Source organism: Sporosarcina contaminans, assembly GCF_042679045.1.
GTDB classification, from domain to species: Bacteria; Bacillota; Bacilli; order Bacillales_A; family Planococcaceae; genus Sporosarcina; species Sporosarcina contaminans.
The window spans coordinates 1-17059 of record NZ_JBHTLT010000107.1 but is presented as its reverse complement, the minus strand read 5'-3'; the positions used below and the strand labels follow the sequence as shown (position 1 = coordinate 17059).

Annotated in this window: 15 protein-coding genes; 9 read left to right on the top strand and 6 right to left on the bottom strand. The window is 43.0% G+C overall.

Translation table 11 applies throughout. From position 1 onward, the window contains the following. Positions 1 to 282: 282 nt before the first annotated feature. The 4 genes from ACFQ38_RS13100 (at position 283) to ACFQ38_RS13085 (ending at position 5227) form a co-directional block, all read left to right on the top strand. Positions 283 to 786 (top strand): RNA polymerase sigma factor, encoded by a 504-nt coding sequence (locus ACFQ38_RS13100; protein ID WP_381481375.1) that lies wholly within the window; start codon positions 283 to 285, stop codon positions 784 to 786. Next, a complete protein-coding gene (gene lepB / locus ACFQ38_RS13095; protein WP_381481373.1) occupies positions 770 to 1924 on the top strand; it encodes a signal peptidase I in 1155 nt (384 codons plus the stop codon). The genes ACFQ38_RS13100 and lepB overlap by 17 nt, the downstream gene beginning before the upstream one ends. Before the next feature lie 202 nt (positions 1925 to 2126). Continuing rightward, positions 2127 to 2573 carry a MarR family transcriptional regulator gene (locus ACFQ38_RS13090; protein WP_381481371.1) on the top strand — a complete coding sequence of 149 codons (447 nt, stop codon included), beginning with the start codon at positions 2127 to 2129 and terminating at the stop codon, positions 2571 to 2573. Positions 2574 to 2575: 2 nt separating this feature from the next. Continuing rightward, positions 2576 to 5227 (top strand): MMPL family transporter, encoded by a 2652-nt coding sequence (locus ACFQ38_RS13085; protein ID WP_381481369.1) that lies wholly within the window; start codon positions 2576 to 2578, stop codon positions 5225 to 5227. A 58-nt stretch (positions 5228 to 5285) separates the two neighbouring features. On the opposite strand, the gene ACFQ38_RS13080 is transcribed toward ACFQ38_RS13085, so the two are convergent. The 3 genes from ACFQ38_RS13080 to ACFQ38_RS13070 all read right to left on the bottom strand — a co-directional run bounded on the left by ACFQ38_RS13080 (position 5286) and on the right by ACFQ38_RS13070 (position 8329). Continuing rightward, positions 5286 to 5666 (bottom strand): VOC family protein, encoded by a 381-nt coding sequence (locus ACFQ38_RS13080; RefSeq protein ID WP_336824749.1) that lies wholly within the window; start codon positions 5664 to 5666, stop codon positions 5286 to 5288. A gap of 60 nt (positions 5667 to 5726) precedes the next feature. Further along, positions 5727 to 6608, bottom strand: coding sequence for an NAD-dependent epimerase/dehydratase family protein (locus ACFQ38_RS13075; RefSeq protein WP_381481367.1), 882 nt, complete (start codon positions 6606 to 6608; stop codon positions 5727 to 5729). A 149-nt stretch (positions 6609 to 6757) separates the two neighbouring features. Then, positions 6758 to 8329, bottom strand: coding sequence for an amidohydrolase (locus tag ACFQ38_RS13070; protein WP_336824747.1), 1572 nt, complete (start codon positions 8327 to 8329; stop codon positions 6758 to 6760). Between the two features lie 106 nt (positions 8330 to 8435). On the opposite strand from ACFQ38_RS13070, the gene ACFQ38_RS13065 reads away from it, so the two are divergent. The 5 genes from ACFQ38_RS13065 to pstA all read left to right on the top strand — a co-directional run bounded on the left by ACFQ38_RS13065 (position 8436) and on the right by pstA (position 12994). After that, positions 8436 to 8876, top strand: a complete 441-nt coding sequence (locus tag ACFQ38_RS13065) for a YtoQ family protein (protein ID WP_381481364.1) — start codon at positions 8436 to 8438, stop codon at positions 8874 to 8876. Positions 8877 to 9117: 241 nt separating this feature from the next. After that, positions 9118 to 9936, top strand: coding sequence for a phosphate ABC transporter ATP-binding protein PstB (pstB, locus tag ACFQ38_RS13060; protein ID WP_336824745.1), 819 nt, complete (start codon positions 9118 to 9120; stop codon positions 9934 to 9936). A gap of 165 nt (positions 9937 to 10101) precedes the next feature. Next, a complete protein-coding gene (locus tag ACFQ38_RS13055) occupies positions 10102 to 11058 on the top strand; it encodes a PstS family phosphate ABC transporter substrate-binding protein (protein WP_336824744.1) in 957 nt (318 codons plus the stop codon). Positions 11059 to 11157: 99 nt separating this feature from the next. Beyond that, a complete protein-coding gene (pstC, locus tag ACFQ38_RS13050) occupies positions 11158 to 12108 on the top strand; it encodes a phosphate ABC transporter permease subunit PstC (RefSeq protein WP_336824743.1) in 951 nt (316 codons plus the stop codon). Position 12109: 1 nt separating this feature from the next. Further along, entirely contained in the window at positions 12110 to 12994 is an 885-nt protein-coding gene (pstA, locus tag ACFQ38_RS13045; protein WP_336824742.1) for a phosphate ABC transporter permease PstA, read from the top strand. A 55-nt stretch (positions 12995 to 13049) separates the two neighbouring features. Here pstA and glmM read toward each other — a convergent pair whose 3' ends face one another. The 3 genes from glmM to cdaA form a co-directional block, all read right to left on the bottom strand. Continuing rightward, positions 13050 to 14402 carry a phosphoglucosamine mutase gene (gene glmM, locus ACFQ38_RS13040; protein ID WP_336824741.1) on the bottom strand — a complete coding sequence of 451 codons (1353 nt, stop codon included), beginning with the start codon at positions 14400 to 14402 and terminating at the stop codon, positions 13050 to 13052. A 369-nt stretch (positions 14403 to 14771) separates the two neighbouring features. Further along, complete coding sequence (locus ACFQ38_RS13035; RefSeq protein ID WP_336824740.1) at positions 14772 to 16043, bottom strand: CdaR family protein; 1272 nt, start codon at positions 16041 to 16043, stop codon at positions 14772 to 14774. Then, positions 16036 to 16872: a diadenylate cyclase CdaA gene (gene cdaA, locus ACFQ38_RS13030; RefSeq protein ID WP_336824739.1), complete on the bottom strand. Its 837-nt coding sequence runs from the start codon at positions 16870 to 16872 to the stop codon at positions 16036 to 16038. Before cdaA ends, ACFQ38_RS13035 begins: the two co-directional genes overlap by 8 nt. Positions 16873 to 17059: the final 187 nt, after the last annotated feature.

Here is a 17059-nt window from a genome sequence, read left to right as displayed (position 1 = left end):
TCCTGGGGGATTAGCGGGACAGGTGAGACCCCGCAGGGAGCGAAGCGAACGAGGAGGCTCACCGCCCGCCCCCCGGAAAGCGTGCGCCTGGAACGGAAAGCAACGTTTCAAGGATGCACCGCTTTTCATCAACAGAAAAAGGGCTGTCACAGAAAGTCAGTTTTCACTGACTTTCTGGACATCCCCGGTCTTTCGTTTGGACGATTAGTATATGATTGAAATAAGATTCGTTACCGATTTTACGTAAATGCGTCTAAGTAGGTAATAAGTGAGGTGATCGATTTGTCGAGTGAAGCGTGGTTTGATGAATATTATGATGCTGTCTATAGTTACATCCTAATGCTTGTGAAGGATCCCCATACAGCCGAGGACTTGTCTCAGGAGACATTTATGAAGGTTATTCGGAAGGAGCATCAATTCAAGGGGGACTCCCTCGTCAAGACGTGGATTTTCCGTATCGCTTACACGACAACGATGAATTACTTCAGAAAGAAAAATCCCATAACGTATTATTTTGATAGTTATAGCGTAAAGCATGAACGATCATCTGAGGAAATTGTCCTTCTTAACTCACAGCAAAAACAATTTTACGAAGCGCTCAACCAACTAAAGCCAAGTTACCAGCAAGTCATTATCCTGCGGAAAATCCAAGGGTTCTTTACAAAAGAAACATCAGCTGTCCTCAATTGGTCGGAAGGAAAAGTGAAGATGAGTCTGTTAAGAGCGCTTGACGCGTTCAAAAAAGAGTTAGAGAAAGGTGGTTTTACGAATGAAACACTTATCTGATGATGATATAGCGCAAGAATTGGAAAAACTTGTCCAAGCGTTTAAACCTTCTTCCATACAGAAAGAGAAAATACGCCGAAGTATCTTCGTTCTAATCCACCCTAAGAAAGTGTTTCGTACAAATACATTTCTCCCTACTTTCATCTCACTTATTGTTCTGCTTGTGGTCGGCATCGGTTTATATGTAATCATTGATGGTTCTAATACAACGAATGTAACTGCTTCATGGGACGGGATACTTTTAGAACAATCAAGTCAAACGAGTGCTACTAGGTTCGCTTTGAAATTCAATGGAACTTCATTGACCATTGAAGATGATTTCCTTGGCTCAAATTTTATGTCAGATAAAGCGGATAGGGAAGCATACATGCGTGGCTATAAAATTAAGAAGCCCCTCTTAACACCTGGGATCTATGAAAATTATACGATTACACAGAGGGGCGATACGTACACACTCAAGGTCAATGGCAAAACAGGGTTCACTTATAACTTCAAGAAATTAGGACCAAGAATTCTTGTGGGGGAAGATGGTGTCGAATATTCCACAAGGATCTATTTGGATACACTGGAGGCAATCACTGATGACATAACTCCTGAACATTTGGAGATAGCTCCTCAATCAGAACATACATTTTTAATTGAATGGGAATTGGATTCAATGGATAGAGGAAATCATGATTTCGAATCACATGGACACGGGCAACTCGTCGTTTCAACTGATTTCGACGAGCTACAGCGGGGGCATGTCGTTTATTATCATATGCCGTCTTCCGTCATCGCCAAGAATTCGGCAGTTCCTGAAATGTATATCGGGAGGGTTGTCGGATTACCCGGTGAAACAGTCGAGATTAAAGGCGGCCAAGTGTATATCGACGGAAAAAAGCTTGATACGTTTTATGGTAAAGCAACAATGAATGGCTTGGGCGAGGAAGAGTATTTCGATTCGGTTCCGAAAAGTAGAATTAGAGATGAACAATCAACAAGGGAGTACTTCAATATGGACATGGCAGCCGTAGCTGTTAAGGAAAATACAGTGTTTATTCTCGTCGATCAATGGTGGAGAGGATACGATAGCCGAGAGTATGGCCCTTTACCGATTGATGAAGTTGAAGGCATCATTACCGGTATTGCGGAATAACATGATCCAGTAAAGGCACACGGAAACCCGTAATGCCTTTTCTGTTTGTTTTTTTGTTCTGCCACCAATTTGTCACAATCCTCTTGCACCTTACCCTATCAAGCTTTTACCTACACTCCCGTACCAAGTTATCCATCATAAAGATTGACGTAAATTAGTAGACCCCCTAAACTATGAATATTAGTTGAGGGGGTCTACTATATTGAGAGAGAAATTGGAAGAGGCAATTGAGTTATTTCAGGAAGTACTAATCTACGGATCAGAGCATGTTGTAAAAACGGTCAATGTCGACGTTTGGAATGACTATTCACCTGAGCAAATCCAAGTGCTGAAAATACTTTCGACACAAGGTCCCTTATCAAATGGAAAATTAGCCGAAATACAAGGAGTGCATAAAAGCGCCATTTCAACCCGGATGAAGAAGTTGGAGGAAAAAGGGCTTGTCGCCTCTGACAAAGATCCGAATGATCAGCGTGCGAAAATTGTACAGTTGACTACTTCCGGAGAAGAAGTTCTTAAAAAATCTGACGAAGCCATATATGAAAGCATTGTGAAACTCTTTGTCGGGAAAGTAGAAGAACATGAGGTTGATACGTTTGTAAACACATTTCGTAAATTGAAAGATATTTTACATATGAAAGGAATGTAAGTATGAAACAAGTGCTGAAATTTAAATGGCCGATATTCATTGGGATTATCGCGCTAACCGTAATTTTATTCATCCTGTCCCCTGACCTTGCGAAACAAGCTGAAGACGCCGGTTCTTTCCAGCTTCCTCCTACGGCAGAATCGCAGAAAGCGGCGGACATATTGGAGAAAGCGGGCGCTGCAGAGGAAACCATTTCACTCGTTTATGCACTCGACCAACCTGTAGATGACGCATTAAAGAAAAATGTATCTGCAGTGGCACAAAAAATCCAATCAATCGGGAAACCGGTGAAGGAAGTATTAGATCCGTTTGAAAATGAAGAGATGGAAAAACAGTTAGTTTCAGAGGATAAGAAAACGATCCTCGTGCCAGTTACGGTGGATGGAGCTCATGAAGAAATTATTGAGCTTGCGGGTAAAATCCATGCAGACCTACTTCCTAAAGATGAAACTGTCTATTTGACGGGTGAAGCGATCATTAATAATGACGTCAATATTAGCGCGCAAGAAGGGTTAAAAAAGACGGAATTGATTACAGTCGTTCTGATTTTTGCTTTGTTACTGATTGTATTCCGCTCGATTGTGACGCCTTTTGTTCCTCTATTGGCGGTCGGTATATCTTATTTGCTTAGCCAATCAATCGTTGCTTATTTCATCGATTGGTTCGACTTCCCTGTTTCGAACTACACGCAAATCTTCCTCGTGGCGATTCTGTTCGGATTAGGAACGGATTACTGTATCCTCTTGCTTAGCCGGTACAAAGAAGAATTATTAGCTGGTCACGAAGTAGAAGAATCGATCGTAAACACATACAAAACAGCGGGGCGCACACTATTTATCAGCGCAACGGCAGTGTTTATCGGATTCGCAGCAATCGGATTTGCGGACTTTCCGATCTTTAAATCTGCTGTAGCAGTTGCTGTTGGGATTGCGGTTCTGCTCGTCATTTTGTACACAATCGTTCCATTGTTCATGGTTTTATTGAAAGATAAATTGTTCTGGCCATCCAAGGGCGCAGCTTCCCATAAGGACAGCAAAATTTGGATCGCATTCAGCAAAGTGTCGGTTGCCCGGCCGCTTATTTCGATGCTCATCGTTGCGGTTATTACGATTCCGGTTCTATTGACATATGACAATGACTTGTCATTCAATACAGTCGATGAAATCGATGACAGTAAGGAGTCTGTCATGGGACTCAATCGGATTTCCGAAGCGTTTGGTGAAGGAGATTCATTGCCAGTCCAAGTCATCTTGAAAAAAGATACGAAGATTGTAAATGAACAAGATGTCACCTACTTGGAGTCGATCAGCAAAGACATTGAAAAAGTTGATGGTGTGAAAAGCGTTCGTACGATAACACGTCCGACAGGAGAATTAATCGAGGACTTGTATGTCGATCATCAAATTGCGCTGATGGCGGATGGTTTGAATGAAGCAGTCGGTGGACTTTCAGAAGTTCAAGACGGACTTCGCCAAGTGCAAAGTGGGTTAACTGAAATTACAGGTCAATTGCCTTCTGGTTCAGCCTCCACGGGAGGTGCAGGATTGCGCCAAGCAGCTGGTGGCATTAAGCAAATCAATGAACAGCTTTCTCAAATAGCCGGCGGGCTTGAACAAGGAATGCCCGCTGCACAAGCCGCAGGTGGTTTGAAAGGGTTGGGATCCGAGCTTGGCAAAGTGAGCGATAGCTTGTATGGCGCTGCCAATCAGTTAGATGGTGCAGGCGGTCAAATGGGTGCCTTATCCGGTGGTCTGAATGAGCTTGCAAAAGGCGTTGAAGCAGCTAACGGAGGGCTTGGCGAAATTCACAAAGGACTTTCCGAACTAACTGATATGATGAAAGATATGGGAAATACGAAGAGCGTGCGGGATACAGGGCTGTTCATTCCAAAAGGCACACTTACAGAAGATGAGTTTGAACCTGTCATTGACCGGTATACGATCGATGAAGAAACAGGTATTATGTTAGAAGTTATCCTTGAACAGGATCCGTATTCCCGAGAAGCGATTGGAACCGTGGAAGAAATCGAAAAAACCGTCCACCGATCCGTCATCGGCACACCTTTCGAAAAAGCGGATATCGCATTTAGCGGAATTTCCGTCATGAATGCGGACTTGAATGATGTTTCGACGAAAGACTTTACACGGACTGTGACGATCATGCTCGTCGGCTTGTTCATCGTGCTGTTCATCCTATTCCGTTCGGCAATTATGCCAGCCTATATGATCGGTTCATTGTTGCTCACTTATTACACATCTGTGTCCATTACGGAGCTCATCTTCGTTAACGGACTTGGATATGATGGCGTCAGCTGGGCCGTTCCATTCTTCGGCTTCATCATGCTAATCGCGTTAGGCGTCGACTATTCGATCTTCCTGCTTGACCGCTTCCGAGAAGAAAGCATTAATGGGAAAAACGTCCGAGACGCCCTAATTACATCTATGGCGAAAATGGGCACGGTCATTATTACCGCAGCGATTATTTTAGCAGGTACATTCGGTGCGATGATGCCATCCGGTGTATTGAGCCTTGTCCAAATCGCGACGATTGTTATTACAGGATTGCTGTTGTACGGTTTGATTATCTTACCGTTGCTCATTCCGGCGATTACTGTGTCGTTTGGCCGTGGGGTTTGGTGGCCGTTTAGAGGGTGAAAATAATAAATAGAGCAGTAGTCGAATTGGCTGCTGCTCTGTTTTTTGTTCCCCCTATTCAACAGTTACAAATCATAACAACATTTCCATCTATGTCCTTTATATTAAACCAAGCTGTCTCTTCAACCCACTCGATTTCCCGCACAATCTGAATTCCCTTATCTTTAACATACTGGTAGGCTTGCTCGATTTCGGGAGCATAAAGATTAAAAATCGGACTCGGACTAACAGTATGTTTGAAGTGCAGATCAAAGGTATGATCATCTAAAGTTAACGAAGTTGTTCCGATTATGGGTAAGTTATAAACCGGTGACACAACCTTCTCTATATCAAGATCCAATCCTAACAAGTCGGAGTACCATTGTGCTGAAGCCTTCAGATCAGATACATGAATAAAGACACCATTCATCTGATTCTTTATTGGCGTTGTTTTATTCATTTGAAACCTCCTCTTTTTGGCACATTTGATTAAATTTTGTAGAAAATGAAGGCTTTCCCCTTATTCTCTATTGCTTTCAATTGCCTCTATTAATGGTTTTAGCCAGTCATGCAAATTAGTAAATTGGAATCCGCTGTTTGTAGCTTTTTCATTCGTCATATACCAAGAAGAAGGGATGGCATAAGGCGAGCGTATGTCATCGTTTTTCTCTAAAGAAATCTTTGCAGTTTTCCCTGTAGATTCTTCAACTAAATGAATGAATTCGTCCAAGGAAATTCTCCCGTTAGCCGTTGCATTATATGGGCCTTCCACTTGAGACATACCTGCCCATTTTAAAAATCGGGCTGCCTCAGTTGCTTGGATAAATGACATTTCTGCACCCATATTCAGAAAACCAATCGTCTCCTCATTCGCAACGCGTTCAACATGAAAATGTAAACGACGTGTGTAATCATCCTCACCCATTACAATTGGGAAACGAACTGCCACAACAGGGAATTTTGCATATTTAAAAAATACTGCTTCCGCTTGACGTTTTCCCTCTCCGTACGTGAATTGATCCTTATCGCCAAATGTAATTTCATAATTGTACGGATCAAAGTCAGCCTCACTTTTTTCATTCCCATCTGCTTCATAAGTGGAAAGTGTTGACGTAAAAATCAGCTTGCCAATTCTCCCGTTAAATATTTCACACAAAGCATAAGCGTCATCTGGCGAATAGCAAATATTATCATACACAATATCGAAAGTACGATCTTCAACTTTCTTTGCAAGTTCTTCTTTATTTACACGATCGGCTATAAGATGTTCCACTTTATCACCGAAAGGATTGTCCGATTGTCCCCGTGTTAGAATCACAACATGATGTCCATCCTTGATTAATAACTCGACTAATTTACGGCCAAAAAAACGAGTGCCGCCAAGAATTAAAATATTTTTCACTAATTCATTCCCCCTTTGCTCCAATGTACTTTAAGCTTTTCGCACATGACCTCTATCACCTTGGATAGGAGGGAAGCCCTTATTAGGCTCTCGATGCAAGCCCTACATTGAAGAGAATTCAACTTTCACCATAGAAACTCCCGCATTGTCTATTTCCGATACATAATTTCTCCCGCCACAACCGTCATCACGACTGCTATACTTATGATGTCTTCCACATCCACCTTAAACAAATCCCTATCCAACACTGTAAAATCCGCATCAAAACCGACGCCTAACTTCCCACGTGAATCTGCTTTGCCGATCGTCGCCGCGCTGCCTGTTGTGAATAAACTGATCGCATCAAAACGGCCAAGCTTCTCCTTCAGCAAGTACCCTTCATGCGTCTCGCCCGGCTTCCTTCTTGTCACTGCGGCATAGATGCCAATCAACGGATCGACCTCTTCAATCGGAGCATCCGACCCCGCCCCACAAATGAATCCTTCGTCAATCAACCGCTTCCAAGCATACGCCCAGTCCAAACGCTCTTCACCTAACCGGTCCATCACCCACGGAAAATCGGACGACACGAAAACGGGTTGGATATCCAATACAACAGGAAGCTTCTTCATTCGCTCCACTAAATCATCCCGCAACACATTCACATGGATGAGCCGATCCCGCTTCCCTTCAGGTACAGGATGGCGCTCAATCGCGTCTAATCCTTTTTCAACCGCCGCATCTCCAATCATATGCATCGCAACTGCTTCCCCATACTTCCGTGCTGTCGCCACATGTTCGTCGATTTCCTCATCTGTCAACACAGCAGTACCGCAAGTTGAAGGATCATCGGCATATGGTTCGCTTAATAAAGCCGTCCGCCCGCCGAATGCGCCATCAACAAAAAACTTCATCTCGCCCGGCACGATCCACGGTTCATCATACGTCACATCGTCTTCCATCAATTGAGTGAATACTGTAGAACGCCGCAGCAAATGTGCCCGGAATTTTTTCTTCTGCGCTCCAATGACATTTTTAAAGGCGTTCAAAGGATTATGATAATCACCGTAATAGCCTAAGTCATCCGTCACTGCTCCGGTCAGTCCTTTTGACAATAAATCATCGACCGATTTCTCAAGCGCTTTCGTCAACATCTCCTCCGTCGGCTCTGGAATGAGCTGCAGCATTCGATCCATCGGGCCTTCTTTCAACAACCCAGTTGGTTCCCCATTTTCATCCCGCTCAATAACCCCGTCATCCGGATCGGGCGTATCCTTCGTAATATTAGCGAGTTCAAGCGCTTTCGAATTAACGATCGCCGCATGCCTGCACGTCCGCTTCAAAAACATCGGTGAATTCGTCACTTTATCCAATTCATAGCGAGTAAAAATCTTTTTATCCGCAAAATTGTTTTCATTCCACCCTTCGCCAATAAACCATTCATCCGCCTCCAAATCCGGATAGGCGTTCATGAGCATATCCATCATGCCCTCAGAGGACTTTGCCTTGGATAAATCCAAGCTGAGCAGCTTCTGCCCGTGCCCAATCATATGCATATGATTGTCAATGAATCCTGGATAGAGGACGGCCCCTTGCAGATCCACCTCTTCATCCGCTTGCTCCTTCAAAGATTCATATGTGCCGATCGCAGCAATTTTTCCGTTTTCGGTAACAATAGCCTCGACCGTCTCCCCTTCTTTCTCCATCGTATAAAGCGTGCCATTATGCCAAATTACTTTCATTGCCATCCCCCTTTTCTTCCTCTTATTCTAAACTTTCAAGCAACAATGAGCAATCCTGCCCGCTTGAATGCTATAATGAAATCTATCAATGAAGGAGGGACATGGAATGAGGTTAACCGTATATCTTGCAGGAGAAATCCACACATCTTGGCGCGAAGAGGTGAAGGAAAAGGCTACCAAACTCCAACTGCCGATCGATTTCGTTGGCCCGATGGAAGATCATGATCGTTCCGATAACATCGGTGAAGAAATCTTAGGCAAACAGCCCGATGCAATCTTTAAAGACGCCGCCGCTTCAAGCTTCAACAACTTACGAACAGAAATTTTAATGAAAAAGGCCGACATTGTCATCGCCCTCTTCGGCGATCAATATAAACAATGGAATACGGCAATGGACGCAAGCGCAGCCGTCGCTTTCGGCAAACCGCTCATCTTGATCCGCAGCGAACAACATCACCACGCGCTAAAAGAACTATCCCGCAAAGCACACGTCACCGTCGAAACCGTCGACCAAGCCGTCAAAGCATTGCAATATATTTTCGAATAAACAACAATACGCCACCTGCAATGGGTGGCGTTTTGCTAATGGAGTTTCTAAGTTGAATGATGACAACAAACATACATTCTGCGCCAGCAAACTCTTTCAGCACGCCAGTAAAACGACACTCCACGCCAGTAAACGAACAAACCAATAACCATTTACAAACTCTTAACAATCCCTTCATATTCACTCAACACTCTTCGCCTACACTATAGAAAAGCCTCAATCCAATTAGGAGGATTTCCAAATGACTTTACTTCAAGAACGAATAAAAGATAAGCCGCTAACAGTGGTCAGAAACGAAAGCTGGTCGAAACCGATTTACGAAACGAATGGATTAAATTTATGGTATGGCACGTCGCATGCCTTAAAAAATATCGATCTTTCTATTAATGAAAAAGAAGTGACTGCGATTATCGGGCCATCCGGCTGCGGAAAGTCCACTTATTTAAAGACATTGAATCGCATGGTGGAAACTGCAGCAGATGTTACGATTTCCGGTCATGTAACATTCAAGGGAAACAACATTTTAGGCAAGGAAATGCCTGTGGAAATCTTGCGTTCGAAAGTAGGAATGGTATTCCAAAAACCAAATCCTTTTCCGAAATCGATATACGAAAATGTCGCATTTGGACCAAGAGTGCATGGCATTCGCAACAAAGCAACGCTCGATCGTATTGTAGAGGAAAGCTTAAAGAAAGCCGCACTTTGGGATGAAGTGAAAGATCGGTTAAATAAAAGTGCATTCGGTTTATCCGGCGGTCAGCAACAACGCCTTTGCATCGCTCGCTGCCTTGCCATCGACCCAGAAGTAATTTTAATGGACGAACCGACTTCCGCGCTGGACCCAGTTTCAACACATAAAATAGAAGAATTGATTCGTGCCATTAAAAATGACGTGACGATTGCGATCGTTACACATAACATGCAACAAGCAGCACGAATCTCTGACCGAACTGCATTTTTCCTCAATGGAGAAATTATAGAAGAAGATCGGACGACAACAATTTTCAACAACCCATCAGACAATTTAACCGATGACTATATAAATGGCCGTTTTGGCTGACCCTTGAAACCATGTGAGAATTCATTTCTTACATGGTTTTATTTTTATGTAAATCAATCATTTACAATACCTTTACATTTTAACAACACCTTCTTAACATTCAACTCTTATACTCTATAAGTGAAAGGCATTATCATACAAACAGTTTAGGGGAGGACGTTTTAAATGAAGTTCAATAAAATGCTTTTGTTCATAGTGATTGCTGCTATTGCAGCCATTGCCGCAGGCTGCGGAGCGCAAGCCGATGAAAAAAAAGATGGAGATACAGCTACATTGGAAGGCAGCGTCGCTATTGACGGTTCCGGCACAGTATACCCACTGATGGCAAAATTAGCTGAAGAATATATGTTGAACGAACAAGAAAACGTATCTGTTGAAGTGAGCCGCGCAGGAACGAGCGCTGGTTTCAAAAAATATTTGGTCGAAAATGGTACGGATTTCAACAACGCTTCCCGTCAAATCAAAGATGAAGAAGCTCAAGAAGCGGAAGCATTGAACATTGAAACAAAAGAATTGAAAGTAGCTTTAGATGGTCTAACTTTCGTCATCAATAAAGAAAATGATTGGGCAACAGAAATGACACCTGAACAATTGGTAAGCATTTTTCTATCGGACGGCAATGTAAAGAAATGGTCCGACATTAACCCTGAATGGCCAGATGAAGAAATTCACGCTATGGGACCAAACGAAAACCACGGTACGTATGAATTCTTCTATGAGAAGATTTTAGATAAAAAAGATATGCACCAAGACGTCAATTTACAGCAAGAATATTCAACACTCGTTAATTTAGTTTCGGAAGATAAAAACGGAATTGCCTTCTTCGGATTTGGCTATTACGTAAACAACCAAGACAAATTGCAAGCTGTCTCTGTCGATTTTGGAAACGGACCTGTTGAACCTGCATTGGATACCATTGCGGAAGATGGCGCATATGCCGACTTTACACGACCTGTCTTTACGTACTTAAACGTTAACCATGCGAAAGACAAGCCTCAAGTAAAAGACTTTGCACTTTATGTAATGAACAATGCAAACAAATTTGCAGGCGAAACTGGTTTCGCACCAATCCCTGAAGCGGAAGCTAAAGAAAACATTGAGTTTTTGGAAGGGCTAAACTAAACAAGCTCACGATTATATTGCAATGACTGGGGCACCGTTAGGAGTTTTTCGACTTCTTAACAGCCCCTTTCCCTTATTTTCCGAAAGGAGATTCTTATAATGAATCAAGGTTTTACAAAATCAGATGATCTCAATATCCGACAGCTGATCGATCAACATCAAAATTCGAACGTGTGGAAACGTAAGGCAGAGCGACTGATCCCAGTCTTTCTTTGGCTCATTGCATCAATCTCTGTATTGACAACAATCGGCATACTCTTCACGCTTCTATCTGAGACGATCGAGTTTTTCAAGCGTGTTCCAATTGCAGATTTTTTTACCGGGACCGTCCTGAAGCCGCTTAGTCAAAATCCGGAATTCGGTGTTCTCCCCCTTCTTATGGGAACGATCACGTCTTCTGCCATCGCCATGATCGTTGCTGTACCGATCGGATTAATGGCAGCCATTTATTTAAGCGAATACGCGTCTGTGAAAGTGCGTAAAATTGTCAAACCGCTGTTAGAGCTTTTAGCGGGCATTCCGACGATTGTCTATGGCTTTTTCGCCTTTACCTTTGTAACGCCTTTGCTTCGAGAGTTTATCCCTTCTTTGCAATCAACGAACATTTTAAGCCCAGGCATCGTTATGGGAATTATGATCATCCCAATGATCGCCTCTCTCTCGGAAGATGCAATGAGCTCCGTGCCGAATGCAATGCGTGAAGGAGCTTACGGACTTGGTGCAACGAAATTAGAAGTGACGCGCAAAGTCGTCATCCCGGCAGCTTTATCGGGCATTATCGCATCTTTTGTCTTAGGTATTTCACGTGCTATCGGTGAAACGATGATTGTCACAATCGCCAGCGGCAGTACGAAAAACTTCACTTTTGATATTACGCAATCCATGCAAACGATGACAGCTTATATCGTCGAAGTAACAGGTGGAGACGCACCTGCAGGCTCCACTGTTTACTACAGCCTTTACGCAGTTGCAATGACACTATTCGTCTTTACACTACTTATGAACATATTGGCGCGATTCATTTCTAAGAGATTCAGGGAGGAATATTAAAATGCACCAAATGAACCAGGCTGACATGATGAAAAAAGCTAAATGGCGTTTATTTTTGAATAAAACAGCAACGGTTCTTTTCATGCTATCTGCTTTTTTCGGCTTATTCTTTTTAGGCCTTCTCTTCTACAAAGTCTTTACTGACGGCATCGCGTTTATCAATTTCGAGTTTTTGACAGGCAAACTATCAACGCAACCCGAACGAGCCGGCATTATGGGTGCAATTTTAGGAACTTTCTATTTAATGCTATGTGTTGTGCCTATAACAATGGTCGTTGGTGTTGGCACTGCGCTTTACTTAGAGATGTATGCGAAAAAAGGGAAAGGATTGCAGTTCATTCAAACGAACATCGCCAATTTGGCAGGCGTTCCGTCAATTGTCTACGGAATATTAGGGCTAACCGTTTTTGTACGCGCCATGAACTTAGGCAATATTGTTTTAGCAGGCGGTTTAACGATGTCATTGCTCATCCTGCCAATCGTTATCGTAGCAAGCCAAGAAGCAATACGGGCAATACCGTTTCATTTAAGCGAAGCATCTTACGGATTGGGCGCGACGAAGTGGCAAACGATACGACGTGTCATTTTGCCGGCAGCCTTGCCAATGATTTTAACAGGCGCCATCTTATCATTATCGCGTGCAATCGGTGAAACAGCACCGCTTGTTGTCATCGGCATTCCAGCGTTGCTCATTCCATTTCCAGGAAGCATTTTCGACCGTTTCACTGTATTGCCTATGCAAATTTACTATTGGACATTGGACTCTTCACTTGTTGCAGAATACGCAAACTTAGCAGCTGCTACGATAATCGTCTTGTTGCTCTTGCTGTTTTTGCTTAATTCTGCAGCAATCTTAATCCGTAACAAATTCCAGCAAAGCTTTTAAACATCCATATATACGAAAAAGCGCTTGGATTCTACTCTCCAAGCGCTTTTTCATGTTAATCCTCAGTTCCCATCTCTTCGCGGACAACATCTGCTATTCGGTTTACGTAACCCGTGCAAGCATTTTGGTCAGGCGCTTCTACCATGACACGGACAAGCGGTTCAGTTCCGGATGGACGAACTAACACTCTGCCGTTGCCAGCCATTTCTGCTTCCACTTCTTTAATAACTTGTTTCACACGGTCATTTTCTGTCACTTTATTTTTATCCGTTACTCGCACATTTACGAGTTCTTGAGGATATACCGTCATCTCGCTTGCAAGCTCGGAAAGTTTACGTCCTGTTCGCTTCATAATATTGACAAGCTGCAACGCTGTCAATAAACCGTCTCCCGTCGTGTTGTAATCAAGGAATACAATATGGCCGGATTGTTCTCCGCCTAAATTGTAATTGCCTTTCCTCATCTCTTCCACTACATATCGATCGCCAACAGCTGTTTTTACACTTTGTATACCATTCGCTTCAAGCGCTTTATAAAATCCTAAGTTACTCATAATTGTTGAAACAATCGTATCAGATTTTAGACGGCCTTTCGATTGTAGGTGGCGTCCAATGATAAACATAATTTGATCCCCGTCAATAATTCTGCCCAATTCGTCTACTGCAATGAGACGATCACCATCTCCGTCGAATGCCAACCCGATGTCAGCACCCTTTTCCACTACCAATTTGCTAAGCTCTTCTGGATGTGTCGATCCAACACATTCATTAATATTCAAGCCGTTTGGCGAAGCACCCATCGTCGTTAAATCCGCATCCAAATCTGCGAATACATGAGTTGCCAACGAGGAGGTAGCCCCATGCGCACAATCCAATGCAACATGAATATTTGTAAATTCCTCGTCTACTGTCTGCTTCAAGTATTGAATATATTTATGGCCGCCTTCCAAGTAATCAGTCACTGTGCCGACATCGGCGCCAATTGGGCGTGGAAGCTCATCTGTCTCCTCATTTAGCAGCTTTTCAATTTCTTCCTCCTGTGCATCAGTCAGCTTAAAACCATCTGATCCGAAAAATTTAATGCCATTATCGGCGACAGGGTTATGGGAAGCCGAAATCATGACGCCTGCTTGTGCATTCATCGCTCTTGTCAAATACGCTACTCCTGGTGTACTAATAACACCGAGCCGCATCACTTCAACTCCTGTTGACAATAGTCCCGCAATGAGCGCATACTCAAGCATCTGACCTGAAATTCGCGTATCGCGGCCTACAAGCACTTGTGCAGGGCCAGTAGATTCTTTTGTTAATACATAACCGCCAAATCTGCCCAATTTAAATGCTAGTTCTGGTGTAAGCTCTTTATTTGCAATTCCGCGGACTCCATCTGTTCCGAAGTACTTTGTCATATCATCCATTCTCCCTTTCAATGCTGTCCATCAGCAATCTTCATTTTCAATTGCATTTTCGTGCAATTGCAGATTTTGAATTGCGCTTAAGGCCTTTAGGATATTAGCTATGCAACTGTGTTGACGAATCGAGTTGCCCTGCATCATGTATTTGCATGGAAAGATAGGCTTCTATAAAACATCGTAAACCTAAACTGCTCATCTAATAATCCTTTCAAAACCTGTGTCATTCTCAGCCGACTGCGGAGCTACGATTTGTAGCATAGTCAGCTCTCACACATCCTGCGCGCCGGAGAGCTTAACTTATTTCAGTTTGAATACGAACAACCAATTGTTCACATATAAGGTGATTCTTTGTAACTGTATAAGTTAAGCAAGTTCAACCTTTAAAGTTACTTCCTGATCTGAAAGCACATAAGCAATTCCAGCAGGAGCTTCCAATGAAACACTGTAGACATGTTCGCCCTCTTCCTCAGTACCTGAAGCATCTACAATGAGACTGAAATCTGATATATCCAGGGAATCCAAAATTTCTTTCCTTCCCGTTACCGTAATATCAATTAATCCGTCTGCCGGTTTTTGAAAATGACTCTTAAAAGATTCATCAAGCCCTTTTACAATGACCGGTACACCTTTATATTGTTTAGACACTTCGTCATCAGTGATGTCTGCCTCTTCTTCCGGAGGAGGTTCCTCTCCGGTTCTGTTAGAGGCAACTATATTTACTTTAATCTTGTCAGTCGATAGCTTGGACACACCTTTCGGCTTTGCCAATTCTACATTGATTGAGCCTGACTTTTTAACGTCTGTTACATCTACATCCACATTGAAATTTTCTATGGAATCCAATACTTTTTTCGGTCCATATAGCGTAATGAACTTCGTTTCCGAAAAAACGGAATCAATCGAGATATCGTCTGGCGCAACACCTTTCTGCTTCACAACAATCGGAACTTCCTTACTGTTCTCCTCGATATCGACTTTGACGGTAACTTCTTCAGGTTCAATTGTGACATTCAACTTATTAAGATCTCGATCGAGCACCCGAACCCTCGCTTTTTGCTCAAATGATTTATTAATACCATTATCTTTCGTTACCGATACCTTTACGAAGCTAATTGAATCAATGACGCTTTTCGCGCCAGTTACTTCGATTGCCGCAGGTTCAACACCCATGTTGACGACGTGGAAATCCTCGGCAAGAAGACGCTCGTTAAACTCAGGATCAACTTTAAAAGACTGAGTTATTTTTTCTTCTATGACAACATCCACAGTAGCTGGATCCAACTTCACTTGCAATTTATCGGAAATATTTTCTGTTTGAATTTCCACTTTATGACTACCCATTGGTAAACTGCGCAAATCGGCCTTCACAGTGAAATCTCTCATTATTTTTAGCGACTGAACAATGTTAGGAGGACCTTCTACTGTGACATTGACACTTTCCGGCAGTCCGGTAACGACTAAGTTTTCATTGTCGTAATACACTTCCAATGGAACGTCCCGGATAATATCCACTGTATCTCCAAATGTATTGCTTGCTGATTTATCCTCTTCTCCTTTAACAGTAACGAATAAACTAAGGGCTAGTATTAATGCAGTGATGCGGAGAAACCATGGCCTATCCATGAATTTATCCATCTTTACGCCTCCTCCATTTCCAGAATGAGGTGTTTGTGTCTTCAACTTCAGCACCAAACCACGAAAGACGCAGTTGTTTTTGAAAATCTTCGATTGATAGGTTACGGTTAATGTCGCCGTTGGACGTTATACTAATTGCGCCTGTCTCCTCCGATACGACGATTGTAATGGCATCTGTTACTTCACTAATTCCAAGAGCTGCCCGATGCCGTGTTCCCAACTCTTTGGAAATGAACGGGTTTTCGGAAAGCGGCAAATAACATGCAGCTGCCGCAATTTGGTTGCGCTGTACAATGACGGCACCATCGTGTAGTGGCGTATTCGGAATGAAAATATTAATGAGTAATTCCGATGTAATATTGGAATTCATCGCAATTCCAGTTTCGATATACTCACTTAAGCCTGTTTCCTTTTCGATGGAGATTAGTGCACCGATCCGTCGTTTCGCCATATAGCTGACCGACTTGCTGAACGCTTCGATTAGTCGATCACGTTCCTCTTCCTCCTGCATGGCGGATCGTGCAAATAGCCGGCCTCGGCCCAATTGTTCCAACGCGCGCCTCACTTCAGGTTGGAAGATGATGATGGCGGCTAAGAAACCGAACATCAACACTTGATCCATCATCCATTTCAATGTATTGAGGCCTAAATATTCGGTTACTACCCGAACGATTAAAATAACGAATATTCCTTTTAATAACTGGACCGCTTTTGTTCCTTTTATAATGGTGATCAGTTTGTAGAATACGAACCAAACAAGAAGCACATCCACGATATTTTTAAGTATTTCAAGCGGACTGGAATTCGTTAACGATTCTAAAATTGGCATGCGCTTCCCCCCTACATTCATCCCGAATTCTTACCCTATAGTATAGCATAGTGCCATACTGCAATGCTCTTCTTAATATATCGGTTCTAAATCAAATGTTGGGGTGATGTGATTTGCACGTCACCCTTTTACTTAGGTACCGCTGAGTAATGTTGATTTGCGCTACAGGGCGGACGCTTTCCGCCGG

Coding starts and splice junctions, on each gene's coding strand:
- lepB (WP_381481373.1), top strand. CDS start 770: ATGAAACACTTATCTGATGATGATATAGCGCAAGAATTGGAAAAACTT.
- ACFQ38_RS13085 (WP_381481369.1), top strand. CDS start 2,576: ATGAAACAAGTGCTGAAATTTAAATGGCCGATATTCATTGGGATTATC.
- ACFQ38_RS13080 (WP_336824749.1), bottom strand. CDS start 5,666: ATGAATAAAACAACGCCAATAAAGAATCAGATGAATGGTGTCTTTATT.
- ACFQ38_RS13070 (WP_336824747.1), bottom strand. CDS start 8,329: ATGAAAGTAATTTGGCATAATGGCACGCTTTATACGATGGAGAAAGAA.
- ACFQ38_RS13065 (WP_381481364.1), top strand. CDS start 8,436: ATGAGGTTAACCGTATATCTTGCAGGAGAAATCCACACATCTTGGCGC.
- pstB (WP_336824745.1), top strand. CDS start 9,118: ATGACTTTACTTCAAGAACGAATAAAAGATAAGCCGCTAACAGTGGTC.
- ACFQ38_RS13055 (WP_336824744.1), top strand. CDS start 10,102: ATGAAGTTCAATAAAATGCTTTTGTTCATAGTGATTGCTGCTATTGCA.
- pstC (WP_336824743.1), top strand. CDS start 11,158: ATGAATCAAGGTTTTACAAAATCAGATGATCTCAATATCCGACAGCTG.
- pstA (WP_336824742.1), top strand. CDS start 12,110: ATGCACCAAATGAACCAGGCTGACATGATGAAAAAAGCTAAATGGCGT.
- glmM (WP_336824741.1), bottom strand. CDS start 14,402: ATGACAAAGTACTTCGGAACAGATGGAGTCCGCGGAATTGCAAATAAA.
- ACFQ38_RS13035 (WP_336824740.1), bottom strand. CDS start 16,043: ATGGATAAATTCATGGATAGGCCATGGTTTCTCCGCATCACTGCATTA.
- cdaA (WP_336824739.1), bottom strand. CDS start 16,872: ATGCCAATTTTAGAATCGTTAACGAATTCCAGTCCGCTTGAAATACTT.